This is a genomic window from Aliidiomarina soli, assembly GCF_003986975.1.
Taxonomy (GTDB): Bacteria; Pseudomonadota; Gammaproteobacteria; order Enterobacterales; family Alteromonadaceae; genus Aliidiomarina; species Aliidiomarina soli.
This window is the reverse complement of sequence record NZ_PIPO01000005.1, coordinates 253,704-277,777: the sequence shown is the minus strand read 5'-3', so window position 1 is coordinate 277,777 and position 24,074 is coordinate 253,704. Positions and strand designations below refer to the sequence as shown.

Here is a 24,074-nt window from a genome sequence, read left to right as displayed (position 1 = left end):
GCGGGATACGAACTATGTCAATATGAAATCATGATGAAAAAGCAAATATCCATTAAGCAAGCCTCCATGCCCGACGAAGGGCTGGCCGATGCTCTTACGGCGACCTCCTTTGTCACTATGGCCGTAATCAACAGGATTGCCGCCGAGCATGGCTTGTCCCTCTCCCTGATCCGTGTCTTGGGAATCCTTTGGGATCGGCGCCCGCGAATGGCGGAGCTCGCCGACTACCTGGGATTAGAGAAGCAGACAATGTCGGGACTCATTACCCGAGCAGAAAAGAGAGGCCTGGTGGCGCGTGCGCCGAATGCGGAAGACGGCAGGGCTACAGATGTTTTTCTGACAAGCGAGGGTTACGAGCTAATGAAACAACTGCGTGTCCAGGGGCAACAAGCACTGGCACCTCTTATCGAACAGCTCCCCGCGTCCGACCAGCAGCTCCTTCAGGAAATACTTCAGCGCATGCTTGAAGCCCGGAAAGGTTAGGCTGTCTAAGCTTCAGGCATGGGCCCTGAGCTATTCCAAGGCAGTCTGGGATTGCTAGATGCAATTTGCAACATGCGCTTTAAGCTCATCTTCGGACCAGCGCTCCAGTTCAAGAACTGCAGCGTAGGGTTCGCCAGAAAGTCCTATAACCCCACAAGGATTGCCAGAGGCTGATTCGCCGATAAACACATCATAGATATCTACTTTGATAATCCACCATCCTTCATTAGAATTTTAACGCCATGGGACAGGGCTGATGTTTCGATAATAGTTCTTTTCCTGTCGAAGTCTCTAATCTCGCCAGCCTCGTTAAACAGCATGATTGTTGATTAAGTGACGCATTTTTTCCGTTATCCATTCCGTGATTTTGCTGCTTGGGCTATCTAGTCGTTTCACTATGCCTATTTCAATTAATTTGTCGCTCAAAAAATCACTTTTTACCGCTTTAACTTGTTCTTTGAACCAATCTGCCCTGGCGATATGTTCTGGCACTATTGCCCACCCCTGATTTTGCGTAACCAGCTCACAGATCAGGTAATAACTGTCTAAATCCCAGTGATCGGGGCTCAATGCATTTTCGCGGTTCTCTCCTGAGCGGTTACAGAGTACAAACTGACGGTACTGCTGTAATTGCGCAAGACTCACTACGCCTTCTTTGGCAAGCGGGTGCCTGTTACCGACAATCAGTATTTTCTTAAAGTACCCTAACGACTGTAAGGTCAACTTTGCTGGCAATGCACTATTGCTGATCATAAAACCAATGTCGGCTTTCTGATTTGCAATGTTAATGGCAATGTCGTCCTGTGAGCCATTAGTAATAACCAAGTGCGTGTCAGGAAATACCTCCCCGACCTGAGAGAAAATAGAGTGGATGGTTTCCAGTGGTAATGCTTCATCTATAGCGATACGCAACGAAATAGGCTCTTCGTTTGCGGCGGCCAGGGCTCTTGAGTCTAAACGAAGACATTGGTTAAGCACAGCGCGCGCTTCAGGCAGCATTTCTTTACCCAGGGGGGTCAATGTCGGGAATTTTGAGCTGCGGTCAAATAGCTCGAAACCTAAATCAAGCTCTAAGTTCGCAATAGCGCTGCTGATGCGTGATTGCGCTTTACGCAGCTGCCTTGCCGCCGCTGAAAACGAACCCTGCTCGGCAGCGGTCACAAAAGCCAGCAACTGATCTAATGTCCAATTCATTTCAATCTCCTAAAGCGGTTGTTTTCAGCTCAACCCAACCCTCCAACCCATCCGAACAGCGGATGATAACTAACTTTATCGTATCTCTTTTTTGTATATCATGCCCGTGTTTACAACACTATGGGTATCAGATCATGCAAGGCGCAACACCAGTTCAGGAATCACAGTCCGTAGCCGGCGCATTCTGGCGCTTTGCCATTCCTTCTATCGTCGCGATGTTAGTGAGTGGTTTGTATCAGATTATTGATGGCTTTTTCGTTGGACACTTTATTGGTGCAGACGGACTTGCAAGCATCAACATGGCAATTCCGTTGCTCGGCTTCATTATGGGTTTTGGTTTGCTGGTGGGTATGGGTGGCGGCAGCCTGCTGTCTAAATACCGTGGTGAGAACAACCTGCCGGCCACTCAGGCAACACTAATCACAGCACTCTGTTTGGTCGTTCTCATTGGTCTGCTAGCCACCGCAGTGTTTATCACTTTTGGTCAGGGCCTGCTCACCATACAAGGCGCGACAGACATCACCATGGAGATGAGCTGGAGCTATGTGCAGACCATGTCCTTTGGTGCGCTTATCTCGATTGGCGCGAGTGCCATGCCGATTCTGGTTCGCAATGACAACAGCCCGAACCTTGCCACGGTATTCATTGTGGTCGGTGCTTTAACGAATATTGTGTTGGACTACGTGTTCCTGGGGCATCTTGACATGGGGTTACAAGGTGCAGCCATTGCCACCTTAATTGCTCAGCTAGCCACCTGTGTTTTGTGTCTGCGTTACTTTATGTCAGCAAAAGCCAAAACCAAACTGACGGTTAAACAATTTGATAAAACCATCGCCACGCGCATCGTGCAACTAGGCTCATCCAACCTGGTGATGTTTATCTATTTCAGCTTTGTGATGGCGTTCCACAATATGCAATTTATGGCCTATGGTGATACGACACAGCTGGCTGCATTCGCGATTGTGGGATATATCGCAAGCGCTTACTACTTCTTTGCGGAAGGTTTGGTAAGCGGTTTGCAGCCCCCGGTAAGTTATTACTTAGGCGCCAAACAGTACAAGCGCATCACCGAGACCGTCAAATTGGCTTTTTCTGTCACGGTCGGGTCTGGTATCGCTCTGGTCATATTGTTTAATATGTTTCCAGGCGTCTTTGTCGGCATCTTCACCACCGGCAACGAGGCATTGCTTGAAGCAGGGAAACACGGCATCCGCCTGCATTTGATGGCCCTGTTTTTAGACGGCTTCCTGTTCATGGCCTCTGTCTACTTTGTTGCCGTCGGCAAGAGCGGACAAGCCCTATTTGTTGCCCTGGGTAACATGTTTGTTCAGCTGCCATTCCTCTTTATCTTGCCAAAGTTCATCGGTATTGACGGCGTCTGGCTCGCCGTTCCGTTGTCTAATATCGCTTTCGTTTTGATTGTACTGCCAATGCTATTGGTTAATCTGAAAGGCCTGATGAAGATACACAGACAGCAAAATGATACAAGTGGGGTAGTGGCTGATTGCTCATAAGGTACTGATAACTCATTCTAACGCTTCGTCTTCCGCTGGTTCCCCGCATTAGGCGCATAAGATAAGAGAGCCCTATATGGGTTACATTTTTATAGCGCCATATGCAACAGCGGATAGGGCTTACCCTGGCCATCAAAAGGTGAGCGGCCTATCACTTTAAAGCCAATATGCTGATAAAAACCTAGCGCCTGTTCATTCTGTTCATTTACATCGACCTTTGATGCTCCCTGCTTTTTGATAGCATGAGCAGTTAACGTGGCACCAATGCCTTTTCCCCGCGCATCAGGTGAGATAAACAACATTTCAATGTTACCTTCATGGACGCCACAGAATCCCTGAATTTCACCATGAGCATTTTTAACGCATCTTAAATCAACTGCGTCAAAGTACTGCTCCAAAATTAACGGCTTTAACTTCTGTAAATCATCTTCCGCCAGAAAATCATGGGTTGCCCGTACTGAGGCCTCCCAAATTTCTATTAGATTAAGGTGATCTGCTTTTTCTACGATCTCAATATTCATCACTAAACCCGATTAAAATTAACGCCCGCAGCAAGGGCCACGCTGTATGGGGGTCGCTTTGCCTGCGATTGCTACATGCAATTTGCAACATGCGCTTTAAGCTCATCTTCGGACCAGCGCTCCAGTTCAAGAACTGCAGCGTAGGGGTCGCCAGAAATCCCCATAACCCGACAAATAGCGGGTTCTGTTTTGAGACCGCTTTCTTTAAGCTGCCGTATCCTGTCGATGAACTCATTACCCCCGACCTTTACAAGGCATTTCATCACCTGATAATGGCGAAATGCAGCCTGCAACTGCACTGGAGTTTTTGACGCATAGACTTCAAATAAAAACTGGTTACAGTGAAAGCGACCTAAAGCGTGATCGTTGCGTGGGCTCAGGCTGTATGCTTCATAGCCAGAATATGCCGATTCAAATTCCTCAATAAACGCTTCCTGTTCCTGATACGTACAAACGATATCTATGTCGCTTTCCCTCGTATCCAGAGAAACAAATATCGTACTAACCACTTCCGGCGAATACGACTGCAGTTTATTAAGAACCCCCGATACCTGTATCGCTTTTTCGGCACGGACGATCTTGCTGTTCACTCGCCCAGAATCCTTATTGTCTGTCTCAACTTTTCTATCGTATTCTTCTTGATTCATGCAATGATCTCGACTTGCATATAACGCTAAGCTAAGTGGCTGCAAACCAACGCTAAACCCCAAATAACCACCGTAAATACAAAATCCAATTCGAACCAAAACCGCCACGGCTTGTAGTCCGACTTAAGCGCCTTTAGGCGTTCTTTAACATGCTCTATTTACTTTTTAGCTTGCTGTAAAGAGCGTTAGAGTCTTTAAACCAAACAAGATCGTAGAACTCATTGTTTGTAAAACGAAGTTTTACCTTTGGTGTGCCAAGAAATCTAAAGTACTCCACCGACACAATATCTTTGTAGTCCCGCTTAAAGCTATAGCCTGAATCGTGTTGAAAAAATTCAAGTCCAGTACCACTTAGAATAACCGTATCACTACGATGGTTATATAAAGCACCCTCATAGTGCTTGTCGATGAACCTCAATACAGACAAAGTGACCACACAAATAACTACCCCTGTAGTGAGTGAGCCATTTACAAAAAAAATTGAAGGTTTGAAATATATAGCAACTATGCAAGGTATCAAGAACCCATAATTAAGCCACTTAAGCCATTTCAACCGCCGCTCTAAAAACTCAATGTCACACTTATACTTCATTAATCGATCCCAAAAGCCTAACGTTAAGCACACGGGCGACAAACCGCATAGCTGGTTGGAGTCCCAACGGCCGCAAGTGCGGCGCCCTGTTAAATTGCAAGAGCTCGTAACCTTGCTTGAGCAAGTATCGTTATTAAACTCTCTGACTTGCGCTCTACTTCAAAATCACCGCCCGAAGTTGAAAGTTGACGCACATTCAGTGAATCTGCACCAAGTTTTTTAAACCAATACGGCGCAAGAGAGCATTGTGCTGAGCCTGTTACTAGATCTTCAGATATACCAATTTTCGGAGCAAAGTATCTTAGGACGTAGCCACACTCACCGTCTGCAGCGGTGACGATTAAAGCATGATGGTCATTGAGCTTTCTTAGTCGCTCATCGTCTGGCAGGAAGTCCACTACCGCCTTTACCGACGGAAAAACTAACACTAAGTCTCTGGTCGAGAATACATCAACGACATCCACAGCTAAGTCCGAGATCTCTATCGGAGCTTTGCAAGGCTTACCTTCCCAGCTTGGTAATACGAGTGCGTGCAGACTATCCTTTTTAGAAATCGCGACTTCACCATGTTTACTAAAGAAAACTACGTCGTCCAACTTGTACTTTGAAAGGATCGCTGCTCCTGCACCCAAACTCCCGTGACCACAAAGGTTAATTTCGCCATCCAATGCGAACCAGCGAATGTGAAATTGACCGTCAATGCGAACAATGAACGATGTAACGGGCTGCCCAGCATCACGCGTAATTTGATATAGCTCAGCGTCAGTAAGCCAGTTATCAAGCTCTACCACTCCACAAGGATTACCAGATGCTAATTCACCGATAAAAACATCAAAAACATCTATTTTGATAATCCACCATCCTTGAATGCGAAACGCGCGCAATAAGCGGCGCGAGGAACGAGCGTCCGGTGACCGCAGTGAACGTATTTAATTGCTTGGTTAGGCCAGTTACAGTCCAAAGGGAAAAACCATATTCTCTGGTGGTGCATACAACAACGATCTTAGTATTCGGCCTTTGAAATTAGTCTTGGATTGAATATCAGCTTTCACTTTTCTAAATTCCGAGCAATCAAGCCGTGGGTCGATCATTATTTGATCAATCAAAGAGTGTGGATCAATGTCGTATTCATAGATGCTCCCGGACTTTCCGCTTTCTTTCTCAAAATATAAAAGACGCACTTCATTCTCGTGTTTGAATGCCGGCCGTTTTATCAGAAGCGTTTTTGCAAGCTCATATGCCTCAGGGTTGATTTTTCCTTTGAAAACAGTATTCGCAAAATCCATCATTTTTTTGTTATTTAGATATTTCACTTTACCGATAAAGCACTGAACGTTCTGCCAAGGATGTAGCCCAACGGCCAAACTATTTGCTAGCTTTGGAATGGTTGTTCTGATCCTTACCCCGCTTGATTCTGGAGAGTAGATTCTCCACATAGCATCAGATGCCTTATGGCGAGTCCAGCATTGACCATAAAAGTTGTCCCTAAACCCAAAATCGACAATTTTCCCATCAGATAGCCTGGCTTTAGACTTTAGGATGAAGTTCTCAAATGGGTCTTCCCATTTCCTCGGGCTGACTAATAAATTTTTCTTATTTGAAAAAAGCTCAATCAAGCGTTCAATCGAAATAATTCTATAGATGTATTGATCCTTTACCTTCAGATCAATATTAATGTAGTTATTCGTTTTAAGCATTAGCATCCCATGGGCCTAACGCCAAAATCAGCCGCGCTCTTTCTGCGTCGGCTGATTTTCATTGTTAGCTCTATACGATTCTTCGAGTTTCTCGATCAAACTCCGTTCCACTTTACGCTTAAAACTCTGACCTACTGACGTGTGAACTGAGACCTTTAGAGTTTTGATTATCTTAGGGGAGTTCTCCCCCACTATATATTTCGGAAAGCGCACGACCCAATCCTCACCCCCCCCAGAGCGCACGAAAGGAACCATAAAGCTTGCTTCCTCGCCCTCGTGAAGGGCTTTAGGTACATCATTAAACCCTGGATATCCAAAGGTTTGTAGCATGTGCTTTTTATTACGCCACCTTCCCACCTGCCAGCCCACATGGGTAACCCTTGCCGGACGAAGACCAACATTTACTACTCGTATAAAGCAATAGTCTGGGGGTTCCTTAGATCCCGGCGAAACTAGAATTCGGTGACCAGCAGACACCTGTAATTTTATCGTGTTCTGATGCAACGCAAACCAAAGGGAAGTTATCACGGCACCTACGGTGCCAATACCAGCGACCCAAGTACCGATGACTGACCAAAGTTGAAGTGTGGTAGGATCCATAGTCTTCCTTAACTAACACCGCAATCAGCGGTTCATCCGCTGCATTGCTTTGTTATGAAGAAATATCGATAGATGTAACAAATCTATCTGAAACTTCATCGTATAGGGCTAAGCTTCTAGCGACTAGCCTTTTCCACATTTTAGTTGCGCTTTCTGAACGCCCGTATTCCCCGCAAGCAGAGTATGTGGATGTTGAAGTTAGTTGCTTTTTAAAAAACATAACCAGCTCTATAATTAGAGTTTCTGCAACACCTCTGCCTACAAATGGCTCAGTATATGGCCTTTCTATATACTTGACCCATAGCAATTCACCTTCAGGCATCAATGCCATTTCAAGCTTCCCCGCTCCGACATTTTCTGCTTCAACTTCAATACATATGTTGGGAAGGCACTTAGATATAGAGACGGTGTACTCTCTAATCTCTCCATCAACACCAATACAAGACAATTTTTTCATCGACCTACTAGGTGTTGCCATAACGCCAATCTCATAGCTTTCATAACATTTTAATAGTGAGCGCCCATGCTATTCCCAATATACCGTGCGTGCACACTAACTCAAGAATGTGCTAATGCAGTCTCTGTGGTTAGTAACGACCACTAGCGTAAACGTGCCAAACACTAAGCGAAGCTAGGGACAAAATAAGCAATCGTAAGCAGCGAAAACGAATGTGAGGAGGGCTCTTCCTTGAGGAAACAACTTGAGCGGGCTCATGAGCGGTTGCATTGGCAACTGCGTTCGCTTCGCCATCATCCATCGGCGTGCGCTTTTTTATTTATAACTCTAACTTACAAGATTGCTTGGGGTTCGACAAGTAACAAAACCGGCAACCTTGGGCATTTCGAAGTTCCGCGACGGCCACTTAAACACGAGCCCGCGCAAGGTGAGCTTCAATTTCAAACGGCTGCTTCATGGTACTAACTTATCCTGCCCCTACAGTGAAAAGCGCTAGGAATCCACTCATAAATGCTCTACATATAGAACATAAGGAATCCTTAAGCTCTTTATATAGAACACTGAGTGTAGTTTCTAAAATTGACGTATGAAAGATTTTGCTCTATATGTGAGTCATTAAACATACAAATGCACTATATGTGATGCAAAATGCCAAAGTCCTCAGCAAGAACTTACTCCAGCTACACTGAAGAAGCGCTAACATTGTTGGCGAAGTTGATCCGTGCCTCAAGGCTTGAACAAAAGATGAGCGCTCAGGAGCTGGCAGATCGTGCCGGTATCTCCAGAGGCATGCTATCTCGCATAGAGAAAGCCGATCCGAAGTGCGAAATAGGCGCAACCTTTGAGGTCGCCAGAATTGTCGGGGTGACCTTATTTGAAGCAGAGCCTGGCCGACTAACGATGCAGCTAAAACAAGTCGAAGCAAAGCTTGCGCTGCTGCCTAAAAGCGCCCGCAAGGCTAAAAGGAAAGTCATAGATGACTTCTAAGAAAGACTATAAAGAAGCTTACGTCTGGATTTGGTTACCCGATGCGACAGAGCCCGTCGTGGCTGGTCGCCTCGAGCCTGACGGTGAAAAGCTACTCTTTAACTATGGTAGAAGTTATTTAGAAAGAACAATGGATGCCATACCTATTTACGAGCCTGAATTACCATTACGCCCCGGTGTACTCTCACTTCTATACGGACTAAATATGCCCGGCTGCATTCGAGACAGTGCTCCAGATGCGTGGGGGCGGCGCGTTATCATTAACCGCCGGCTTGGTCACAAAGGTAATGACATTGATACTGCTCAGCTCGATGAGCTTACCTATCTTTTGGAGTCTGGCTCAGACCGCATTGGCGCCCTGGACTTTCAGCTTTCGCCAACAGAATACGTGCCACGATCCGCAGCAAATGTCTCGATGCAAGAACTGATGGAGTCCGCTGAGCGTGTGGAAAAAGGCATACCGCTGACGCCAGAACTCGATCAAGCGCTTTTCCACGGCAGCTCTATCGGTGGCGCTCGCCCTAAAGCATTAATTGAGGAAGACGGCACAAAGTATATTGCAAAATTTGCCTCAAGCAGTGATATCTACAGTGTCGTAAAGGCTGAATTTATCGCCATGCGCTTGGCTAAGTTGGCAGGTCTCGACGTTGCTCCTGTTAAAATGACCAAGGCTGCCAACAAAGATGTGTTGCTGGTCGAGCGCTTCGATCGCGTAGACTCAAAAAAGGGCTGGACGCGCAAATCTATGGTGTCGGCACTGACGTTATTTGCACTGGATGACATGATGGCGCGATATGCCAGCTACGAGACACTAGCGGAAATTATTCGACACCGATTTACAAAGCCTAAGGAAACACTCCGTGAACTCTTTTGCCGCCTGACCTTTAATATTCTTTCTGGAAACACAGACGATCACGCACGTAATCATGCGGCATTCTGGAACGGAAAGACACTGACATTAACACCAGCTTACGACATATGCCCTCAGGGACGTACCGGAAACGAAGCTTCTCAGGCCATGCTAATTGCTGGCAATAATAAGATGAGTCAATTAGCAACGTGCCTGGAAACAGCCCACAACTTTCTATTGTCACAAGAGGAAGCTAAGGAGATCTTTGCGCATCAAATTCAGATAATTACTGATAACTGGGATACAGTCTGCGCTGAGGCAGAACTGGGAGAGGTAGATAAGCGCTTGCTTTGGAACCGGCAGTTTTTAAACCCTTATTCAATGACGCAGTAAGCCTTCCCTGGGTCGTCGAGATAAACAAGCCGTACGGTGTCCAGTACTCTTATGAACTGAAGGCACAAAACGCATTACCGAGATAGTCAAACTGGCTTTTTCTGCCACGGTCGGCTCTGGTATCGCGTTGGTGACTCTTTAAGATCTTTTTGGGAGTCTTTGTCGGGGTCTTTAACACTGGCAACGAAGCTTTGCTTGAAGTGACCTTTCCCGTGAAATAACACCACATTTTCAATAACATTTAAATTTGTATGCCGCCTGTTTTGCATACTCAGTGAGCTTTGAGGACCTTTCGCGCCAAGCCTAGAGCACCAAACACAGACGACCGCCTAGTAATAATGCTATTCAATAAGCGTTTCTCTTCATGCAAGAGAGTTAACTTTTCGAAAGACTATTAAGAAACCGATAAATTCATAGTTCAGTAATCAAGCAAACGGATAAAGCAACTTTTTCCATTAAGTGTCGAATACAATGATTGTTCAGACGTAGTCTGACAGCACGTTTTGTCCCATGGCAAGGTCGTTAACACTGCTCTCTTCGAAAATATTGAGTTCCACAGGAACCTTTTCGATTCCAGCACCTTCTTGCGCTTCAGTACTGATATATTATATCAATAACTTAACTAATTATATTTGAGTAGCCTATTCCTGATATACCGCTATTTCTGGCATACCGAGGCTATTTTTCCAAGTAGAAAATTAACTGTTTTATTCATAGTTTTTGTTTCACACAATTCCCTAAGATGACTGGGCTTTAGGCAGAGCCGCTCAAGCCAAATAGCCATCAAAAACTCTAAAGTACCTTCTCCTTGATCATTATCAAGGTTGGAAATGCAAGAGAGAATAATGTCGGTAATTTGCCTGCTATACGTTTCATCGATTGCGTAATTCAATTCAATTGGCTTTGCGGCTCTCAAAATACAAGCTTGTATTACCCCGTCATTAAAACGATCAAAACAAACAGGGCTAATTAACGTCGTATGATAACTAGTGGAAAGGCCTTTCTCAGAGCTCGCTCTTAAATCATGAATTAATGATTGAATAGTCCAATATACGTCTGCTTGAGTTGCGTTCTCGGTATCTAAATTTAATCCACTCCAAAACGCAAATGTAGGCCGTAAACTCAACTTCTTTCCAATAGGTGAATTCAGAAACAGGTCATCTTCTTTACATTCTCCGGTTAAAGACTCTAAACGCGCTTTCAATGAAGAGGGCAATAAAGTATCGCCATCAAAAACGCTATCAGCCTCGCTACGTAGAATATTTTCCTCCGCAACCCACGTGGTAACTTCTTCGTCCCTATTTCTTGGCATTGGACAATGCCTTAATACTATAAGCTCGTAGCCACCTAGCGTTAGATCTTTTCGCAATTGCTCAAATTGTTCCTTTGTTGGAATCTTCGAAAACGCTACCAAGTAAGTAATAGACGCTGTTTTAGAAATTCTTCTGAGCTTTCTAGACGCCGACAAAAGTTTTCTTCCTGACGTAATAGAGCTGGCGACAACCATAACCGACGGCGCCCCTTCTAACTCACTCTCGTTCAATTTATTAAACATTTTGACCGAAAGTGAATTCTTGGCGCTTCCACTAATTCTTTTCGCTAATGAAAGCGACGCGGCAGAATCTAGAGCAACAATAAGTTCCGTATCTTGGGCAAGGTATTTTTTTACGTTTCGCTCTAGATCTTTTCCGAAACTATCACTGTTTAGTGAGAGCACCCGCTCCACATCTATATAAAAATGCTCTACCCCTAACCCATCCCCAGGTGAGGAATCGCATTTAAATACTTTTTTAGTTGCAAATTCGTCGAAAAATTTTTGTCTTTGAACGGTAAAATCTAACTTCCTAATAAGAAGCGTTTCATGCTTCGGAGTTGCAGGCAGGAATTGCTCTCCAGAAATATCAATAACTTTTGAACCTCGTTGACATAGTCTACAATTTTCTTCTTTAACTGAGTAAATATCTCCCTCTAGTACACTGCCTATGTCAAAAACATTGTTCTCTTCGCTTTTAACACTAGAGTATAACAGTGTAATTATTTGCTCTTTCTTAAGATTTTTCTTTTCTAGTAGTTCGTTCCTTAAGCCATTACTTGTAGTCGCAGAAATGAATACAAGAGTTTCTTTACCTTCTACGAAATCAAAATCATTTACATTGTCATATGAACCAAAGCTTTCTATTGTTGGCAATTTATCTTCAAACTGCTTCGACAACTGGAGCGCAATAGATAACAAAAAAGATATGGAGGAAGTATCTACATACACTCGTTTTACATCATCATTCAGGTATTTGAGAATACCTATAGCAAGAAACGCAGTTTCAAGACCAGATGTAAATAAGTTTGATGCTCTAATGAATTTGTTACAATGTGCACCAGAAGGTTTTGCAAAATGATAACTCTCAGAGGACGTAATCAAGCCTTTTCGCTTCACGAAGACTTCCCTCGCACCTGCCTCTATCAAGCTATCTTGATATTTGTATTCAGTCTTCGCATCACCTACTGATATACGTCCGTCGCAACTGACATTGAGAAACTTCAATTTTTTGTCAACGTCCGCGATCCAACTACCTACCTCTTCCATAAAAAGCTCGTTACTCAAAAGCGCTTTTTCAAGCTCATTGATTCCGAAACCCATAATATAAAGATATTTAGGTGAGAGATTTTCTGAAACATCCGATTTTATCACTTTCGTGATCGTGCTTGAGCTTGCACTGCCGTGAACAAAAAGAATAAGAGAACTCTTCTGACTCGCTTGCTCCTTGAACCTGAATGAAAAACAATCACTCATCAGCTGTTCTCCTTTATGTAAGACTTCGCATTAAGAGGAATTAAAAGAGTGATCGCCACCCCTCTCGCTTCTGGCAATAAGGTTACATTCTCAGGACATCTTTTTTTGGTTATCCAATCAAAAAATTCGTAATCAGGTGACTTAAGTGAAAATGGTTCACTGGCAAAATCTCTGTAAACCGATAACTTATTACTTCTAACCTTTAAAAATCCATTTAGCTTGGTTAAATGCTCCATTACAGCTGTTAGCCCGTGCCCCTTATTAAATATTCCAGTTGAAGTTTTTTTAAATTCGAAGCATCGTTTTAATACTGAATATTGAAACTTTTCATCTTTTTCTAATTGCTCAGCTTCTTCAGGATTATCCGACAGCCATCTGCCACAGAAGCCTAACCCAGAATCTATAACGCTAATCTCAATAAAGTGTTGTGTAGCCAACCCGTTTTTCTCAAGAGTCTTAAGGTAAGCAGTCAACCATTCTTCATTTTCACTCGCATTGAGAATAGCGTTGTCGTTTAAATTAATACCGTATGTATAAATCAAGCGGGTAGCAGGTTTAAGCCAAGTATTTTTATCCGTGCCTCTACTCCCATGTTCATGAGTGTTGTGGAAGAGCTCTTCAAATACGCGCCCAAGATTTTTCACGTCATCGTATGGAGGTAGAGTCCCTCCCCCTGCTACTTTAGATGATTGCTCGACCATTGCTCTTATAATATTCGAAATCTGCGCTTCATTTCTGATTATGGGTTTTTTATGGGGGGAGTTAATGTAAAAATTCTTATCAAACCCTTTAGTACTATGGTCAACAAATGAGAACCAGCAAAGTCTTCCTCTTGTCTGGCCATATTGACTTTTCGACTGTTCTTCTATTTGTTGTTTGGCTGCAGTGTAAATTTTCTTTTTGAGTTCGTAATTCTCTACTTCATTAGTAGAAAAATTCCTCGCCATCATAAAGGCAGTAAACTTATGCGGGTCATGGATAAGTTCTGATGCGTCGAATGGAGTCTTAAGCTTCAATGTTGCATCATTTTCATTGGCATAAAACCAAGTGTTTACGGCTTGCGTAGCCGCAGCGTAGCCACCAAAAGCGAGTCGATTAGTACCGACCGGCAATTCCAATTGAGACGGTCTATTGGCTGTTTCTAATGAGTTCTTTATTAACTCTTCTAATTTCGTCGTATCAAGGTTTACTGGCATCCTTAACATTAATAGCTAGCCTCCATCGCCTTCACTACTTTCGTAAGTTCTAGGTCAACTTAATCTGTATCAAGCTCACCACGAGTTTTTTTGCCTGTGTCGTTTGTGTAATTTTTAATTAGTCCTTAGTACCATTATTTTTCAACATCAAATGAGAATTTTAAAAAATCCTTAGAGGTCTTATATTATCGCTTTTTCGTTTTCAAGTTGAAATTTTATAGGTGTTTTTAATACAGCCAGAGTAAACTTTTTCCTCGTTAATCAAAATAAATATAGAGTCAGTACCACCATCACAGATTTGGCTTAACACTTTTTAATTCTTCACAGCTCAGTCTATAACTTTTAAGTAACTGATTGGCCGGTTAGAACACAAGTAATTTCCTATCTGTAAATTACTTGCCTAAGTTTTCCACCTTTTCAACAAGTCACTCGTCATGTAAAAAATGGAATATTACTTGGCGATTAAAGGAGAAATATAGTCTCACTCATCGGTAATCTTGCGGGTGTCTTCTTAGTTTCAGTGACACTACATAAAATGCGCTGCTCTCACTGTCCATTGCAACTACCTCATATTTCGTAGTGGATGATTGAATCAATGGTTACCAAGCTAACAAAAAAATGCCCGCTAGTCGCTAATAATATCCTGTCTTAGTTATGATCTGCTTTGCAGCATTCAGCGCTAAATTGGTCCGCCTAAAGAAAAACCCGCCAATGGCGGGTTTTTCTTTAAATATCTAATAAAATAGTCGCAAACACAATTAAATCCACTCGCAGACTCTATTATGCTGCATACTTTTAAGATAGCTTACCGGTAGCTATCAATATCCGGGCAGCTGCACACCAGATTCCGGTCGCCATAGACATCGTCGATGCGGTTCACGCTTGGCCAGAACTTATCGATGGCTACGGCAGGTACCGGGTACGCGGCCAGTTGGCGGTCGTACGGCCGGTCCCAGCTGCTGTCGACTATATCGGCCAGGGTATGCGGCGCATTCACCAGCGGGTTGTTGTCCGCTGGCCATTCACCTGCAGCCACTTTCTCCAGTTCGCCTTTAATGCAGACCATGGCTTCAATGAAGCGGTCCAGCTCGGCTTTCGACTCGGACTCGGTTGGCTCTACCATCAGCGTGCCCGCGACCGGGAACGACATGGTTGGCGAGTGGAAGCCATAGTCCTGCAGGCGCTTGGCAATGTCGATTTCGGCGATATCCGCTTTGTCTTTCAGCGGGCGTAAATCGATGATGCACTCATGGGCGACGCGGCCGTTGCGTCCGCTGTACAGAATTGGGTAGTGCTCACCCAGCTTAGTTGCCAGGTAGTTTGCGTTCAGAATGGCGGTTTCGGTCGCTTCACGCAGGCCTGCGCTGCCCATCATCGCAATGTACATCCACGAAATTGGCAGGATGCTGGCACTTCCGTACGGTGCTGCTGATACGGCATGGTTACCATGCGCCAGCCCTTCGCCGTCCATCATGACGTGACCCGGTAAGAATGGTGCCAGGTGTTTCTTGACTCCGATAGGGCCCATGCCTGGTCCGCCACCACCATGTGGTATGCAGAAGGTTTTATGCAGGTTCAGGTGCGATACATCCGAGCCAATAAAGCCTGGTGAGGTCACCCCAACCTGAGCGTTCATGTTGGCGCCGTCCATATACACCTGGCCACCGAATTCATGCACGATGTCGCAGACTTCACGGATTTTTTCTTCGTACACACCATGGGTCGACGGGTAGGTCACCATGGCACACGACAGGTTGTCACCGGCTTCTTCGGCTTTCTGGCGGAAATCGCTGACGTCGATATTGCCCTGCTCATCGCAGTCAACCACGATCACTTTCATGCTCGCCATTTGCGCTGAAGCCGGGTTGGTACCATGCGCTGAACTTGGGATCAGGCAGATATCACGATGCCCTTCACCACGGCTCTGATGATACTTCTGAATTGCCATCAGACCAGCGTATTCACCCTGCGCACCTGAGTTTGGCTGCATCGACATGGCGTCATAGCCGGTAATGTCCAGCAACCAGTCTGACAGGCTGGCAATCATTTGCGCGTAGCCCCGGGTTTGTTCAGGTGGGCAGAACGGGTGCAGGCCACCAAATTCTGGCCAGGTCACCGGGATCATCTCGGCCGTCGCATTCAGCTTCATGGTGCAGGAGCCGAGTGAAATCATCGAATGGTTAAGTGCCAGATCTTTGTTTTCCAGCGACTTAATGTAACGCAGCATCTCGGTTTCTGAATGATACGAGTTAAATACTTCGTGAGTCAGGAAATCGCTATCGCGCTGCAGGTTAAGAGGTAAGCTGTCGTCGCCGCCACTTACTTCAGAGTCCAGTTTACCGACACTCAGGCCATGGCCTTCGCCAAGCAGAATATCGAACAGTTGCGCGACATCGGCAGCAGTTTTGCTTTCATCAAGACTGATACCAACCTGACCGTCGTGGTCCAGACGCAGGTTCACTTCAGCGGCACGCGCACGCTCAATAATGTCACTCTTGCTGGAGCGCACGTTCACTGTCAGGGTGTCGAACCAGCTGCTGTTGGTGACCGTCAGCCCTTTTTCCTGCAGGCCTGCGGCAACAATGTCGGTCAGGCGGTGAATGCGTCCGGCAATGTTCTTCAGCCCTTCAGGACCGTGGTAAACCGCGTAGAATGAGGCCATGTTGGCCAGCAGAACCTGCGCGGTACAGATGTTTGAGTTAGCTTTCTCGCGACGGATATGCTGTTCGCGGGTTTGCATCGCCATACGCAGCGCCAGGTTGCCACGTGAGTCTTTAGACACACCAATAATACGGCCCGGTAAGGCACGTTTGAATTTGTCACGAGTAGCAAAGAATGCTGCATGTGGTCCGCCGTAGCCCATTGGCACACCAAACCGTTGCGCCGAACCAAAGACCATATCCGCGCCCATTTCACCCGGCGACTTACACATCACCAGGCTCATCAGATCGGTTGCTACTGCGACTACTGCTTTTTGCTTTTGCACCGCGGCAATCACGTCGCTTAAATCAAGAATATCGCCATTGTCGGCCGGGCTTTGCAGCAAGGCACCAAAGACTTCATGGTCGGCCGCTTCGGTCCAGTCGCCTTCGATAATATCGAAACCGAACATGTCAGCGCGCGCTTTGACCACGTCAATGGTTTGCGGGAATACGTTGTTGGCAATAAAGAATGCGTTGGACTTCGACTTGGCTACCCGCTTGGCCATGGCCATTGCTTCGGCTGCGGCTGTGGCTTCATCCAGCAGTGACGCACTCGCCAGCTCCATGCCAGTTAAATCCATGGTCATTTGCTGGAAGTTGAGGATAGCCTGCAGGCGGCCCTGAGCAATTTCTGGCTGGTACGGGGTGTACGCGGTGTACCAACCCGGATTTTCCAGCACGTTACGGAGAATCACGTTCGGCGTCAGGGTGTCGTAGTAACCTGCCCCAATGTAGCTTTTAAACACCTGGTTCTTGCTCGCGATGGTTTTCAATTTTGCCAGCGCATCACGCTCTGTCATGGCCGTGCCAATGTTCAGAAAAGGCTCGCGCAAAATTGCACCGGGTACGGTTTGCGTAGTCATTTCTTCCAGTGACGATGCACCGACGGCTTGCAGCATGGCTGCGCGCTCATCTTCACTCGGGCCGATATGACGGGCCACAAACTCGTCGTGACGTTCAAATTGTTCCAGGGTTTTACCGCTCATGATTCACCTTGATTTAGCTAATGGCAATGTCGCTTACGTTGGCTAAGCGAAAAACAAGGCCCCGGCATAACCGGGGCCCTGACATTCTGACAACCTGCTTATTCGTCTTCGATTGACGCAGAATAGGCTTCTGCATCCAGCAGGTTGTTTAATTCATTTTCATCGTCTGCTTTAATTTTGAATAACCAGCCGTCACCGTACGGGTCGTTGTTGACCATTTCCGGCGAGTCTTCGAGATCTTCGTTCACAGCCACGATCTGGCCGCTAATTGGCGCGTAAATATCAGACGCCGCTTTAACTGATTCTGCAACCGCACAGTCGTCACCCACTGAGAAGGTATCGCCTTCTTCCGGCAGCTCGACAAACACCATGTCACCTAACAGCTCCTGCGCGTGTTCACTGATACCGACGGTGTAAACGCCTTCGCCTTCGTTACGCACCCATTCGTGCGACGCTGCGTATTTCAATTCTGTTGGAACGTTGCTCATTGTCTTGTCCTTTTTATATAGCTTTTTAAAAACATTGATTAACTAAGGTAGTCAGGCCCAGATGAAGCCTTAGTAAGCTTTCACCACCGCAGCGCCGTGACGAACGAAACCTGGCTTGACAACTTTTACTGTAACCATTTTCTTGCGCATTTCCACCTCAGCAGTGTCCCCCACTGGCGTCGGTACCCGCGCCATGGCGATGCTGTAACCGAGGGTTGGCGAGAAAGTCCCTGAGGTTATCACGCCTTCACCACCTTCAACCTTCACTTTCAGCCCGGCACGCAATACGCCTTTATCTTCCATCACCAGACCGATTAACTTCTCGGTCCCTTGTGCTTTTTGCGCTTCCAGAACGTCACGGCCAATAAACTTACGCTCAGCCGGTTCGAAGGCAACGCTCCAGCCCATGTTGGCGGCTAATGGTGATACGGTTTCGTCCATGTCCTGACCATACAGGTTCATGCCAGCTTCCAGACGCAGGGTATCACGCGCGCCAAGGCCACATGGCTCAACGCCATTATCGAGCAACTTGTCCCACACCGAGACGACTAATTCATTGGGGACGATAATCTCATAGCCAGCTTCACCGGTATAGCCAGTGGTGGCGACAAACAAGTCACCCAGCTGCAGACCAAAGAATGGCTTCATTTCTTTAACCTGGCCGAACTGGTCGTCACCAAGCAAAATGGCAATTTTTTCCTGCGCCTGCGGGCCCTGCAAGGCAATCATCGCAAACTCGGTGCGCTCAGTGACTGACACGTCAAACTCACCTGCCTGCTTTTGCAGCCACTGCATGTCTTTGTCACGGGTTGCTGAGTTAACCACCAGGCGATACGAATCATCAGCAAAGTAGTACACGATCAAATCATCAATCACACCGCCCTGCTCATTCAGCATACCGGTGTAAAGTGCTTTACCCGGCTGGGTCAGCTTGGCCACATCGTTGGCCAGTAAATAGCGCAAATAGGCCTTAGCTTCAGGGCCGGTGGCATCCACAATGGTCATGTGCGAGACGTCAAACATGCCCGCGCGCTGGCGTACAGCATGGTGCTCTTCTATCTGAGAACCATAGTTCAGCGGCATATCCCAGCCGTGGAAGTCGACCATTTTCGCGCCTGCTGCCACATGGGCATCGTACAAAGGAGTTTTGCTAGCCATTATGTTTACCGTATTCGCTTAAATTTAACGCGGATTATAGAGGTTTGGGCGCCCGGCAACAAATTAAAAAGGCAAATGACACTATTTATAAAATTAATAATAAGTGGTAAAAATAATCTGTCGTTATAGAAAGGTGGCCGATGAAACACATTCCGAGCGAAAATTTACGCGCATTTTTAAGCGTTTACGATCTGCAAAGCTACACCCTGGCGGGTGAGCGCATGGGCCGCTCGCAGCCGGCGATTAGTTTGCAAATAAAACGCCTTGAGCAAATGCTTAATGCGAAGTTGCTGCAGCGTCAGGAGAACCGCATTCGGCTGACCGATGCCGGCGTCGAATTGTACCCAATGGCACAGCAATTGCTGAACCTGAATGACCAAATCATCGCGTTGCATAGCGAATCCAATCTGTCCGGTGAGGTGCGCCTGGGGATACCCAGTGAATTTGCCTCGACCTTGTTACCCAGTATTCTCGGCCAGTTTGCCAGTAGTTACCCCCAGGTGGCGCTGCAGGTGACCTCAGGGCTAAGCCGCGATTTGCGTCTCGGCGCCAGCCGCCGCCAGTTTGATATTATTCTGACCGTGGCCGAGAGTGCGCCGGACAATGCCATTCTGGTCAAAACCGATCAGTTGGTCTGGGTTGCAGGCAGTCCCGACTATAAACCCTCACAGCCGTTGGCATTGGTGATGGCGCCGGAAGGTTGCGTCTATCGTCGCCGTGCGGAAAAAATGCTCAGTGGGCATGGCTATAGAATCAGCTACACCAACAGCGATCTGGCCGGTATTTCCAGTGCCTTGCGCAGCGGACTGGGGGTCACTGTACTGGCGCGCTCCAGCGTACCGGTTGAACTGCATGAAGTTAAACACCCTGCGTTGCCGGAGCTGGGCCAGATTAATATCTACCTGGAGCGCCATGGCCGCAGTGAAGACGCCGCCGAACGCCTGCTGCGTTATATCGAAGAGGCGCTACGCTGACGCGGCTTATTTGCTGGCTTACTTACTGGCTTGAGCGAGAAAAAACTGTTTTAACAGCGGCTGGCGGTTGACCAGGTTAAGGCCGCGTCCGCGAATAAAGCGCAGCAGCGGGTTGCTGCCACGGAACAGCTGATGGAAGCCTTCCATTACCGCAATATGCTGCAAAGCAGCGGCCTTGCGCGCGCGCTGATAGCCTCGCAGGGTGCGCATCAGTTCAGCCTCATCCCAGACCCCGTTTAAGGTGCCTAACGCGGCCAACCGTGCTTCAAGATCTCGCGCATCGGCCAGACCCAGGTTAGCGCCCTGCCCGGCAAGCGGGTGAATGGTATGGGCGGCATCACCAATCAAAACCTGGCGCTTGTACAACCATTGTTCGGCGTAGCGCATCTGCAACGGAAAGTTACGTCGCGGCCCTTCCACAGCCAACAAACCAAGGCAGTTGTCACTGGCGGCGGTCAGGCGATGATTAAATACCTCTTCATCTTCCACCGACCATTGCTCTGCCTGCACACTTGGCTGGCTCCAGACAATTGACAGCAAGTGCGGATCAGCCAGTGGCAATAGCGCCAGAGGTCCGCCCGGCATAAACGCCTGTCGGGCGATACCCTGATGAGGTTTTTCACTGCGAATGGTGGCGACTAAACCCTGCTGTTCATAGTCTTTGAACACCATCGGCGTGTCTGCCTGACTACGTAACGTCGACTGAGCCCCATCGGCGGCCACCAGCAACTGCGCCAGTACAATGTCGCCATTACTTAAGCTTAGCGTCACGTCCTGCTCACTGAACACCGGGGCCTCATGCTCGACCCCACTGAGTAGCTGCACGCCTGCGGCCTCGGCTTGCTGCCACAGCACCGCTTCCAGCACCGCGTTTTCAACAATATGACCGAGCGTTGTGAAGCCGGCATCGCTGGCTGCAAATTCAATTTCAGCGCCATTGTCGCGGTCCCAAACCTGCATGCCCGTGTACGGGCCAAGACGTTCCGTCGGAACCGCCTGCCAAACGCCGATTTGCTCAAGCCAGTGGCGTGACCCTTCACTGATAGCACTGACCCGCAGTTGCTGGGTATCCGGGATCACGCCTTTGTCGGTCCGCTTTTCTACGACTACCACCTGACGACCACGCTTGGCCAAGCTTAATGCCAGGCTCAGGCCGATCATCCCGCCGCCAACCACCACTACCTGTGTACGATGCAATGCCATCTGTTCAGTCTCCTGTTAACGAGCGATAGCCCATGGCAGCACGTGCCAATGGGTAAGCCAGGGGTTTGCAGCTGCGCAGGGCGAGCAGACCCATATTACGCGCTGCCCGCAATGGCGGGTAATGATTGGAGAAAGTGCGTACCAGACCGTCGGTTAAACCACCAATACGCTGGTAATCCTGTTGTCGCCTGCGCTCATAGGCAAGCAGAGTTTGATGCGACCACCCCGGCTGCGCGGGATCATGGTCAGCGCTCAGTGCCTCAACCAGATCAAGCACGTCGCGAACGCCAAGGTTATAGCCCTGCCCGGCAATCGGGTGCAGGGTATGACAGGCATTGCCCAGTAACACCGTACGGTGATACACCGCGCGATCTGCCAACAATAAATACAGTGGGTAGCTGGCTCGGGTGTCTAGCCCAATACAGCGGCCCGCCCGATAACCAAATTCCTGCTGCAGAGCGCGCAAAAAGTCTTCGTCACTCAATGTATTGTAATAATCCGCATCGCTGCCTGCGACGCACCAGACCAGAGCCATTCGCCGCGGACCACATGGCAATAAGGCAATCGGCCCGTGCTCGGTAAAGCGTTCATACGCCATGCCCTGATGGTCACGATCAAAGGTTACATTGGCAATCAGCGCGGTCTGCTGGTAGTCGGTTTCACGACCCTGAATCGCAAGTTGATCACGGATCATCGAACGGCCACCATCGGCAGCAATCAAAAGCTGGCTGTGCAGGGTTTGCTGACCAGCGGTCAATACCACGTTATCGCGCTGATGCTCGAACGCGCTCAGCGCCGTATTGTCCAGCCAGGTCAGGTTCTCTACCTGCTGGCAGGCAGCATGAACATCCTGTTGCAGTGCCTGAGCGGGGACTACCTGACCGAGCGCGTCGAGATTAAAATCGGCAGCGTGCAGGGAGGAACTTCCGGCCGCACCACGTTCAGATACATGGATATGCTGAATCGCCTGCGCCAGACGCTGGGCTTGTCCGGCGGGTTCACTGGTTTCTTTCGCTTTCCCTTTAAGCGCTGCAACCGGACTCCACAGCCCGGCCTGCTGCATCGCTAGCACCGTGGTATGGGCTAACGCCAGTGTCCGCGGATCATGACTGCCAGGCGCACTGCCATCGAGTACCAGTATCGAGCGGTCCGGCATCGCTTTGGCCAGCAATAGCGCGGCTAAGCCGCCAACAACGCCGCCCCCACTTATGGTAATGTCCACAGAATTTGCGCTCATCTTTGCTTCTTCTTCGCTGTTCAGCCGTGCATGTACCCGGGCTTAGGTAAATGCACCGGGCGTCATCAAATCTTCAATTTCTTCCACGGTCACCGGCACCGAGGCGGTCAGGTTTTCACAGCCATCCTCGGTGACCAGGATGTCGTCCTCGATACGGATACCGAGCCCACGGTATTCAGGCGGACACTCGGTTGCACTGTCGATATACAGGCCCGGTTCAATAGTAAGCACCATCCCCGGCTCCAGGGGGCGTGGTTCACCATCGATTTTATAGGCACCGACATCATGCACATCCAGCCCCAGCCAGTGACCAAGGCCATGCATAAAATAAGGGCGGTAATGGATGCCTTTAATGTTCTCAGCCACAGAGCCTTTTAACACCCCGACATCAATCAGGCCTTCGCTCAGAATTTTGGCCGCCACCTTGTACAGTTGCGGCAGCGTCACCCCAGGTTTGATCTGAGCAATCGCCGCCTGTTGTGCTTTCAGCACCCAGTTATAGAGACGTTTCTGCGCTGGGCTAAAACGGCCATTCACCGGAAAGGTGCGGGTAATATCGCTGGCGTAGCCCTGATATTCACAACCGGCGTCGATCAGGACTAAGTCGCCATTTTTGAGTTGGGATTCGTTTTCGGTGTAATGCAAAATGCAGGCATTGTCGCCACTACCGCAAATGGTGCCGTAGGCGGGCCCGGCGGTGCCACGCATGGCAAATTCGTGGTGTATTTCGGCGGCCAGCTGGTATTCATAGCGGCCCACTTTGCACATCGACATCGCCCGGCGATGGGCATCTGCCGCTATCTGCGCAGAGCGCCGCATTAAGTTTATTTCAGCTTTGGATTTAAATAAACGCAGTTCGTGAATAGCAGGTGCCAGATCATGGATTTGGCTCGGGCAGCCGTGCTTACGTGATTCGCTGAGCTTGTCCAGCCAGCGCTGACGTTGCTGGCGTTCGTCACTATCAACCTGATAACACCAGGCCACTGCATCATGACTACCAAGCAGCGACAGCACCTTGCGGTTGAGTTCGTTGAGCTCACGAACCTTGGTTATTCCGGACAGCTCAGCGGCCTTGTCACAGCCAAGCCGACGCCCGTGCCAGATTTCCTGCTCGCTATCGCGTGGCAGCACGAACAGGAACTCGTCCAACGGCTCGCCGCTGACCAGCACCAGCCAGCCATCCGGTTCGTTAAGACCGGTTAAATAGAAAAAATCGCTGCGCTGACGAAACGGATACTCGGTATCATTGCTGCGGGTAACCAGGCGGCCACCACGGATTAACAGCACCGTACCTGGTGCATAACATGCAGCCAGCGCCTGGCGGCGTTGCTTCAGTTCTTCCACTGCAATCGCGTCTTTCACCATCTACTCCTGAACTCGCTGTCGCATGACCTGTTGCATGACCTG

21 protein-coding genes are annotated in these 24,074 nt (G+C 48.0%); 5 read left to right on the top strand and 16 right to left on the bottom strand.

Annotated elements, in window-relative coordinates:
* Window positions 1-30: 30 nt before the first annotated feature.
* Window positions 31-483, top strand: a complete 453-nt coding sequence (locus CWE14_RS12145) for a MarR family winged helix-turn-helix transcriptional regulator (RefSeq protein WP_198676592.1) — start codon at window positions 31-33, stop codon at window positions 481-483.
* Between the two features lie 309 nt (window positions 484-792).
* Here the strand turns inward: CWE14_RS12145 and CWE14_RS12140 are convergent, their stop codons facing one another.
* On the bottom strand, window positions 793-1,677 hold the full coding sequence (locus CWE14_RS12140) for a LysR family transcriptional regulator (RefSeq protein ID WP_126799615.1): 885 nt from the start codon (window positions 1,675-1,677) through the stop codon (window positions 793-795).
* A 134-nt stretch (window positions 1,678-1,811) separates the two neighbouring features.
* Between CWE14_RS12140 and CWE14_RS12135 the strand changes: the two genes are divergently transcribed.
* Window positions 1,812-3,191 (top strand): MATE family efflux transporter, encoded by a 1,380-nt coding sequence (locus CWE14_RS12135; RefSeq protein ID WP_126799614.1) that lies wholly within the window; start codon window positions 1,812-1,814, stop codon window positions 3,189-3,191.
* Window positions 3,192-3,280: 89 nt separating this feature from the next.
* Here CWE14_RS12135 and CWE14_RS12130 read toward each other — a convergent pair whose 3' ends face one another.
* The 7 genes from CWE14_RS12130 to CWE14_RS12100 all read right to left on the bottom strand — a co-directional run bounded on the left by CWE14_RS12130 (window position 3,281) and on the right by CWE14_RS12100 (window position 7,726).
* Window positions 3,281-3,712, bottom strand: a complete 432-nt coding sequence (locus tag CWE14_RS12130) for an acetyltransferase (protein ID WP_126799613.1) — start codon at window positions 3,710-3,712, stop codon at window positions 3,281-3,283.
* A 71-nt stretch (window positions 3,713-3,783) separates the two neighbouring features.
* Entirely contained in the window at window positions 3,784-4,359 is a 576-nt protein-coding gene (locus CWE14_RS12125) for a DUF4269 domain-containing protein (protein WP_241972399.1), read from the bottom strand.
* 154 nt (window positions 4,360-4,513) lie between these two features.
* Window positions 4,514-4,951, bottom strand: coding sequence for a hypothetical protein (locus CWE14_RS12120; RefSeq protein ID WP_126799612.1), 438 nt, complete (start codon window positions 4,949-4,951; stop codon window positions 4,514-4,516).
* Between the two features lie 89 nt (window positions 4,952-5,040).
* Window positions 5,041-5,835 carry a PhzF family phenazine biosynthesis protein gene (locus CWE14_RS12115; protein ID WP_198676591.1) on the bottom strand — a complete coding sequence of 265 codons (795 nt, stop codon included), beginning with the start codon at window positions 5,833-5,835 and terminating at the stop codon, window positions 5,041-5,043.
* Between the two features lie 66 nt (window positions 5,836-5,901).
* On the bottom strand, window positions 5,902-6,648 hold the full coding sequence (locus CWE14_RS12110) for a DUF2971 domain-containing protein (protein WP_157981823.1): 747 nt from the start codon (window positions 6,646-6,648) through the stop codon (window positions 5,902-5,904).
* A gap of 27 nt (window positions 6,649-6,675) precedes the next feature.
* A complete protein-coding gene (locus CWE14_RS12105; RefSeq protein WP_126799609.1) occupies window positions 6,676-7,248 on the bottom strand; it encodes a hypothetical protein in 573 nt (190 codons plus the stop codon).
* 52 nt (window positions 7,249-7,300) lie between these two features.
* Window positions 7,301-7,726: a hypothetical protein gene (locus tag CWE14_RS12100; protein WP_126799608.1), complete on the bottom strand. Its 426-nt coding sequence runs from the start codon at window positions 7,724-7,726 to the stop codon at window positions 7,301-7,303.
* Window positions 7,727-8,410: 684 nt separating this feature from the next.
* Between CWE14_RS12100 and CWE14_RS12095 the strand changes: the two genes are divergently transcribed.
* Both CWE14_RS12095 and CWE14_RS12090 read left to right on the top strand, forming a co-directional pair.
* Window positions 8,411-8,692: a helix-turn-helix transcriptional regulator gene (locus tag CWE14_RS12095; protein WP_241972398.1), complete on the top strand. Its 282-nt coding sequence runs from the start codon at window positions 8,411-8,413 to the stop codon at window positions 8,690-8,692.
* Window positions 8,682-9,935 (top strand): type II toxin-antitoxin system HipA family toxin, encoded by a 1,254-nt coding sequence (locus CWE14_RS12090; protein ID WP_126799606.1) that lies wholly within the window; start codon window positions 8,682-8,684, stop codon window positions 9,933-9,935. The genes CWE14_RS12095 and CWE14_RS12090 overlap by 11 nt, the downstream gene beginning before the upstream one ends.
* 658 nt (window positions 9,936-10,593) lie before the next feature.
* Here CWE14_RS12090 and CWE14_RS12085 read toward each other — a convergent pair.
* The 5 genes from CWE14_RS12085 to gcvT all read right to left on the bottom strand — a co-directional run bounded on the left by CWE14_RS12085 (window position 10,594) and on the right by gcvT (window position 19,253).
* A complete protein-coding gene (locus CWE14_RS12085; RefSeq protein WP_126799605.1) occupies window positions 10,594-12,723 on the bottom strand; it encodes a hypothetical protein in 2,130 nt (709 codons plus the stop codon).
* A complete protein-coding gene (locus tag CWE14_RS12080; protein ID WP_126799604.1) occupies window positions 12,723-13,928 on the bottom strand; it encodes a hypothetical protein in 1,206 nt (401 codons plus the stop codon). The genes CWE14_RS12085 and CWE14_RS12080 overlap by 1 nt, the downstream gene beginning before the upstream one ends.
* A gap of 796 nt (window positions 13,929-14,724) precedes the next feature.
* The gene (gene gcvP / locus CWE14_RS12075; protein WP_126799603.1) at window positions 14,725-17,607 is read right to left on the bottom strand and encodes an aminomethyl-transferring glycine dehydrogenase; all 2,883 of its coding nucleotides are present in this window, start codon (window positions 17,605-17,607) and stop codon (window positions 14,725-14,727) included.
* Between the two features lie 98 nt (window positions 17,608-17,705).
* Window positions 17,706-18,095: a glycine cleavage system protein GcvH gene (gene gcvH, locus CWE14_RS12070; RefSeq protein ID WP_126790055.1), complete on the bottom strand. Its 390-nt coding sequence runs from the start codon at window positions 18,093-18,095 to the stop codon at window positions 17,706-17,708.
* A gap of 69 nt (window positions 18,096-18,164) precedes the next feature.
* Window positions 18,165-19,253 (bottom strand): glycine cleavage system aminomethyltransferase GcvT, encoded by a 1,089-nt coding sequence (gcvT, locus tag CWE14_RS12065; protein WP_126799602.1) that lies wholly within the window; start codon window positions 19,251-19,253, stop codon window positions 18,165-18,167.
* Window positions 19,254-19,393: 140 nt separating this feature from the next.
* Between gcvT and CWE14_RS12060 the strand changes: the two genes are divergently transcribed.
* A complete protein-coding gene (locus CWE14_RS12060) occupies window positions 19,394-20,227 on the top strand; it encodes a LysR family transcriptional regulator (RefSeq protein ID WP_126799601.1) in 834 nt (277 codons plus the stop codon).
* Between the two features lie 18 nt (window positions 20,228-20,245).
* On the opposite strand, the gene CWE14_RS12055 is transcribed toward CWE14_RS12060, so the two are convergent.
* Genes CWE14_RS12055 through pepP form a run of 3 tightly spaced genes read right to left on the bottom strand, consistent with a single transcriptional unit; the run spans window position 20,246 to window position 24,032 of the window.
* A complete protein-coding gene (locus CWE14_RS12055) occupies window positions 20,246-21,430 on the bottom strand; it encodes an FAD-dependent oxidoreductase (protein WP_126799600.1) in 1,185 nt (394 codons plus the stop codon).
* A gap of 4 nt (window positions 21,431-21,434) precedes the next feature.
* The gene (locus CWE14_RS12050) at window positions 21,435-22,667 is read right to left on the bottom strand and encodes an FAD-dependent monooxygenase (RefSeq protein WP_126799599.1); all 1,233 of its coding nucleotides are present in this window, start codon (window positions 22,665-22,667) and stop codon (window positions 21,435-21,437) included.
* A gap of 42 nt (window positions 22,668-22,709) precedes the next feature.
* On the bottom strand, window positions 22,710-24,032 hold the full coding sequence (gene pepP / locus CWE14_RS12045; RefSeq protein WP_198676590.1) for a Xaa-Pro aminopeptidase: 1,323 nt from the start codon (window positions 24,030-24,032) through the stop codon (window positions 22,710-22,712).
* Window positions 24,033-24,074 lie beyond the last annotated feature (42 nt).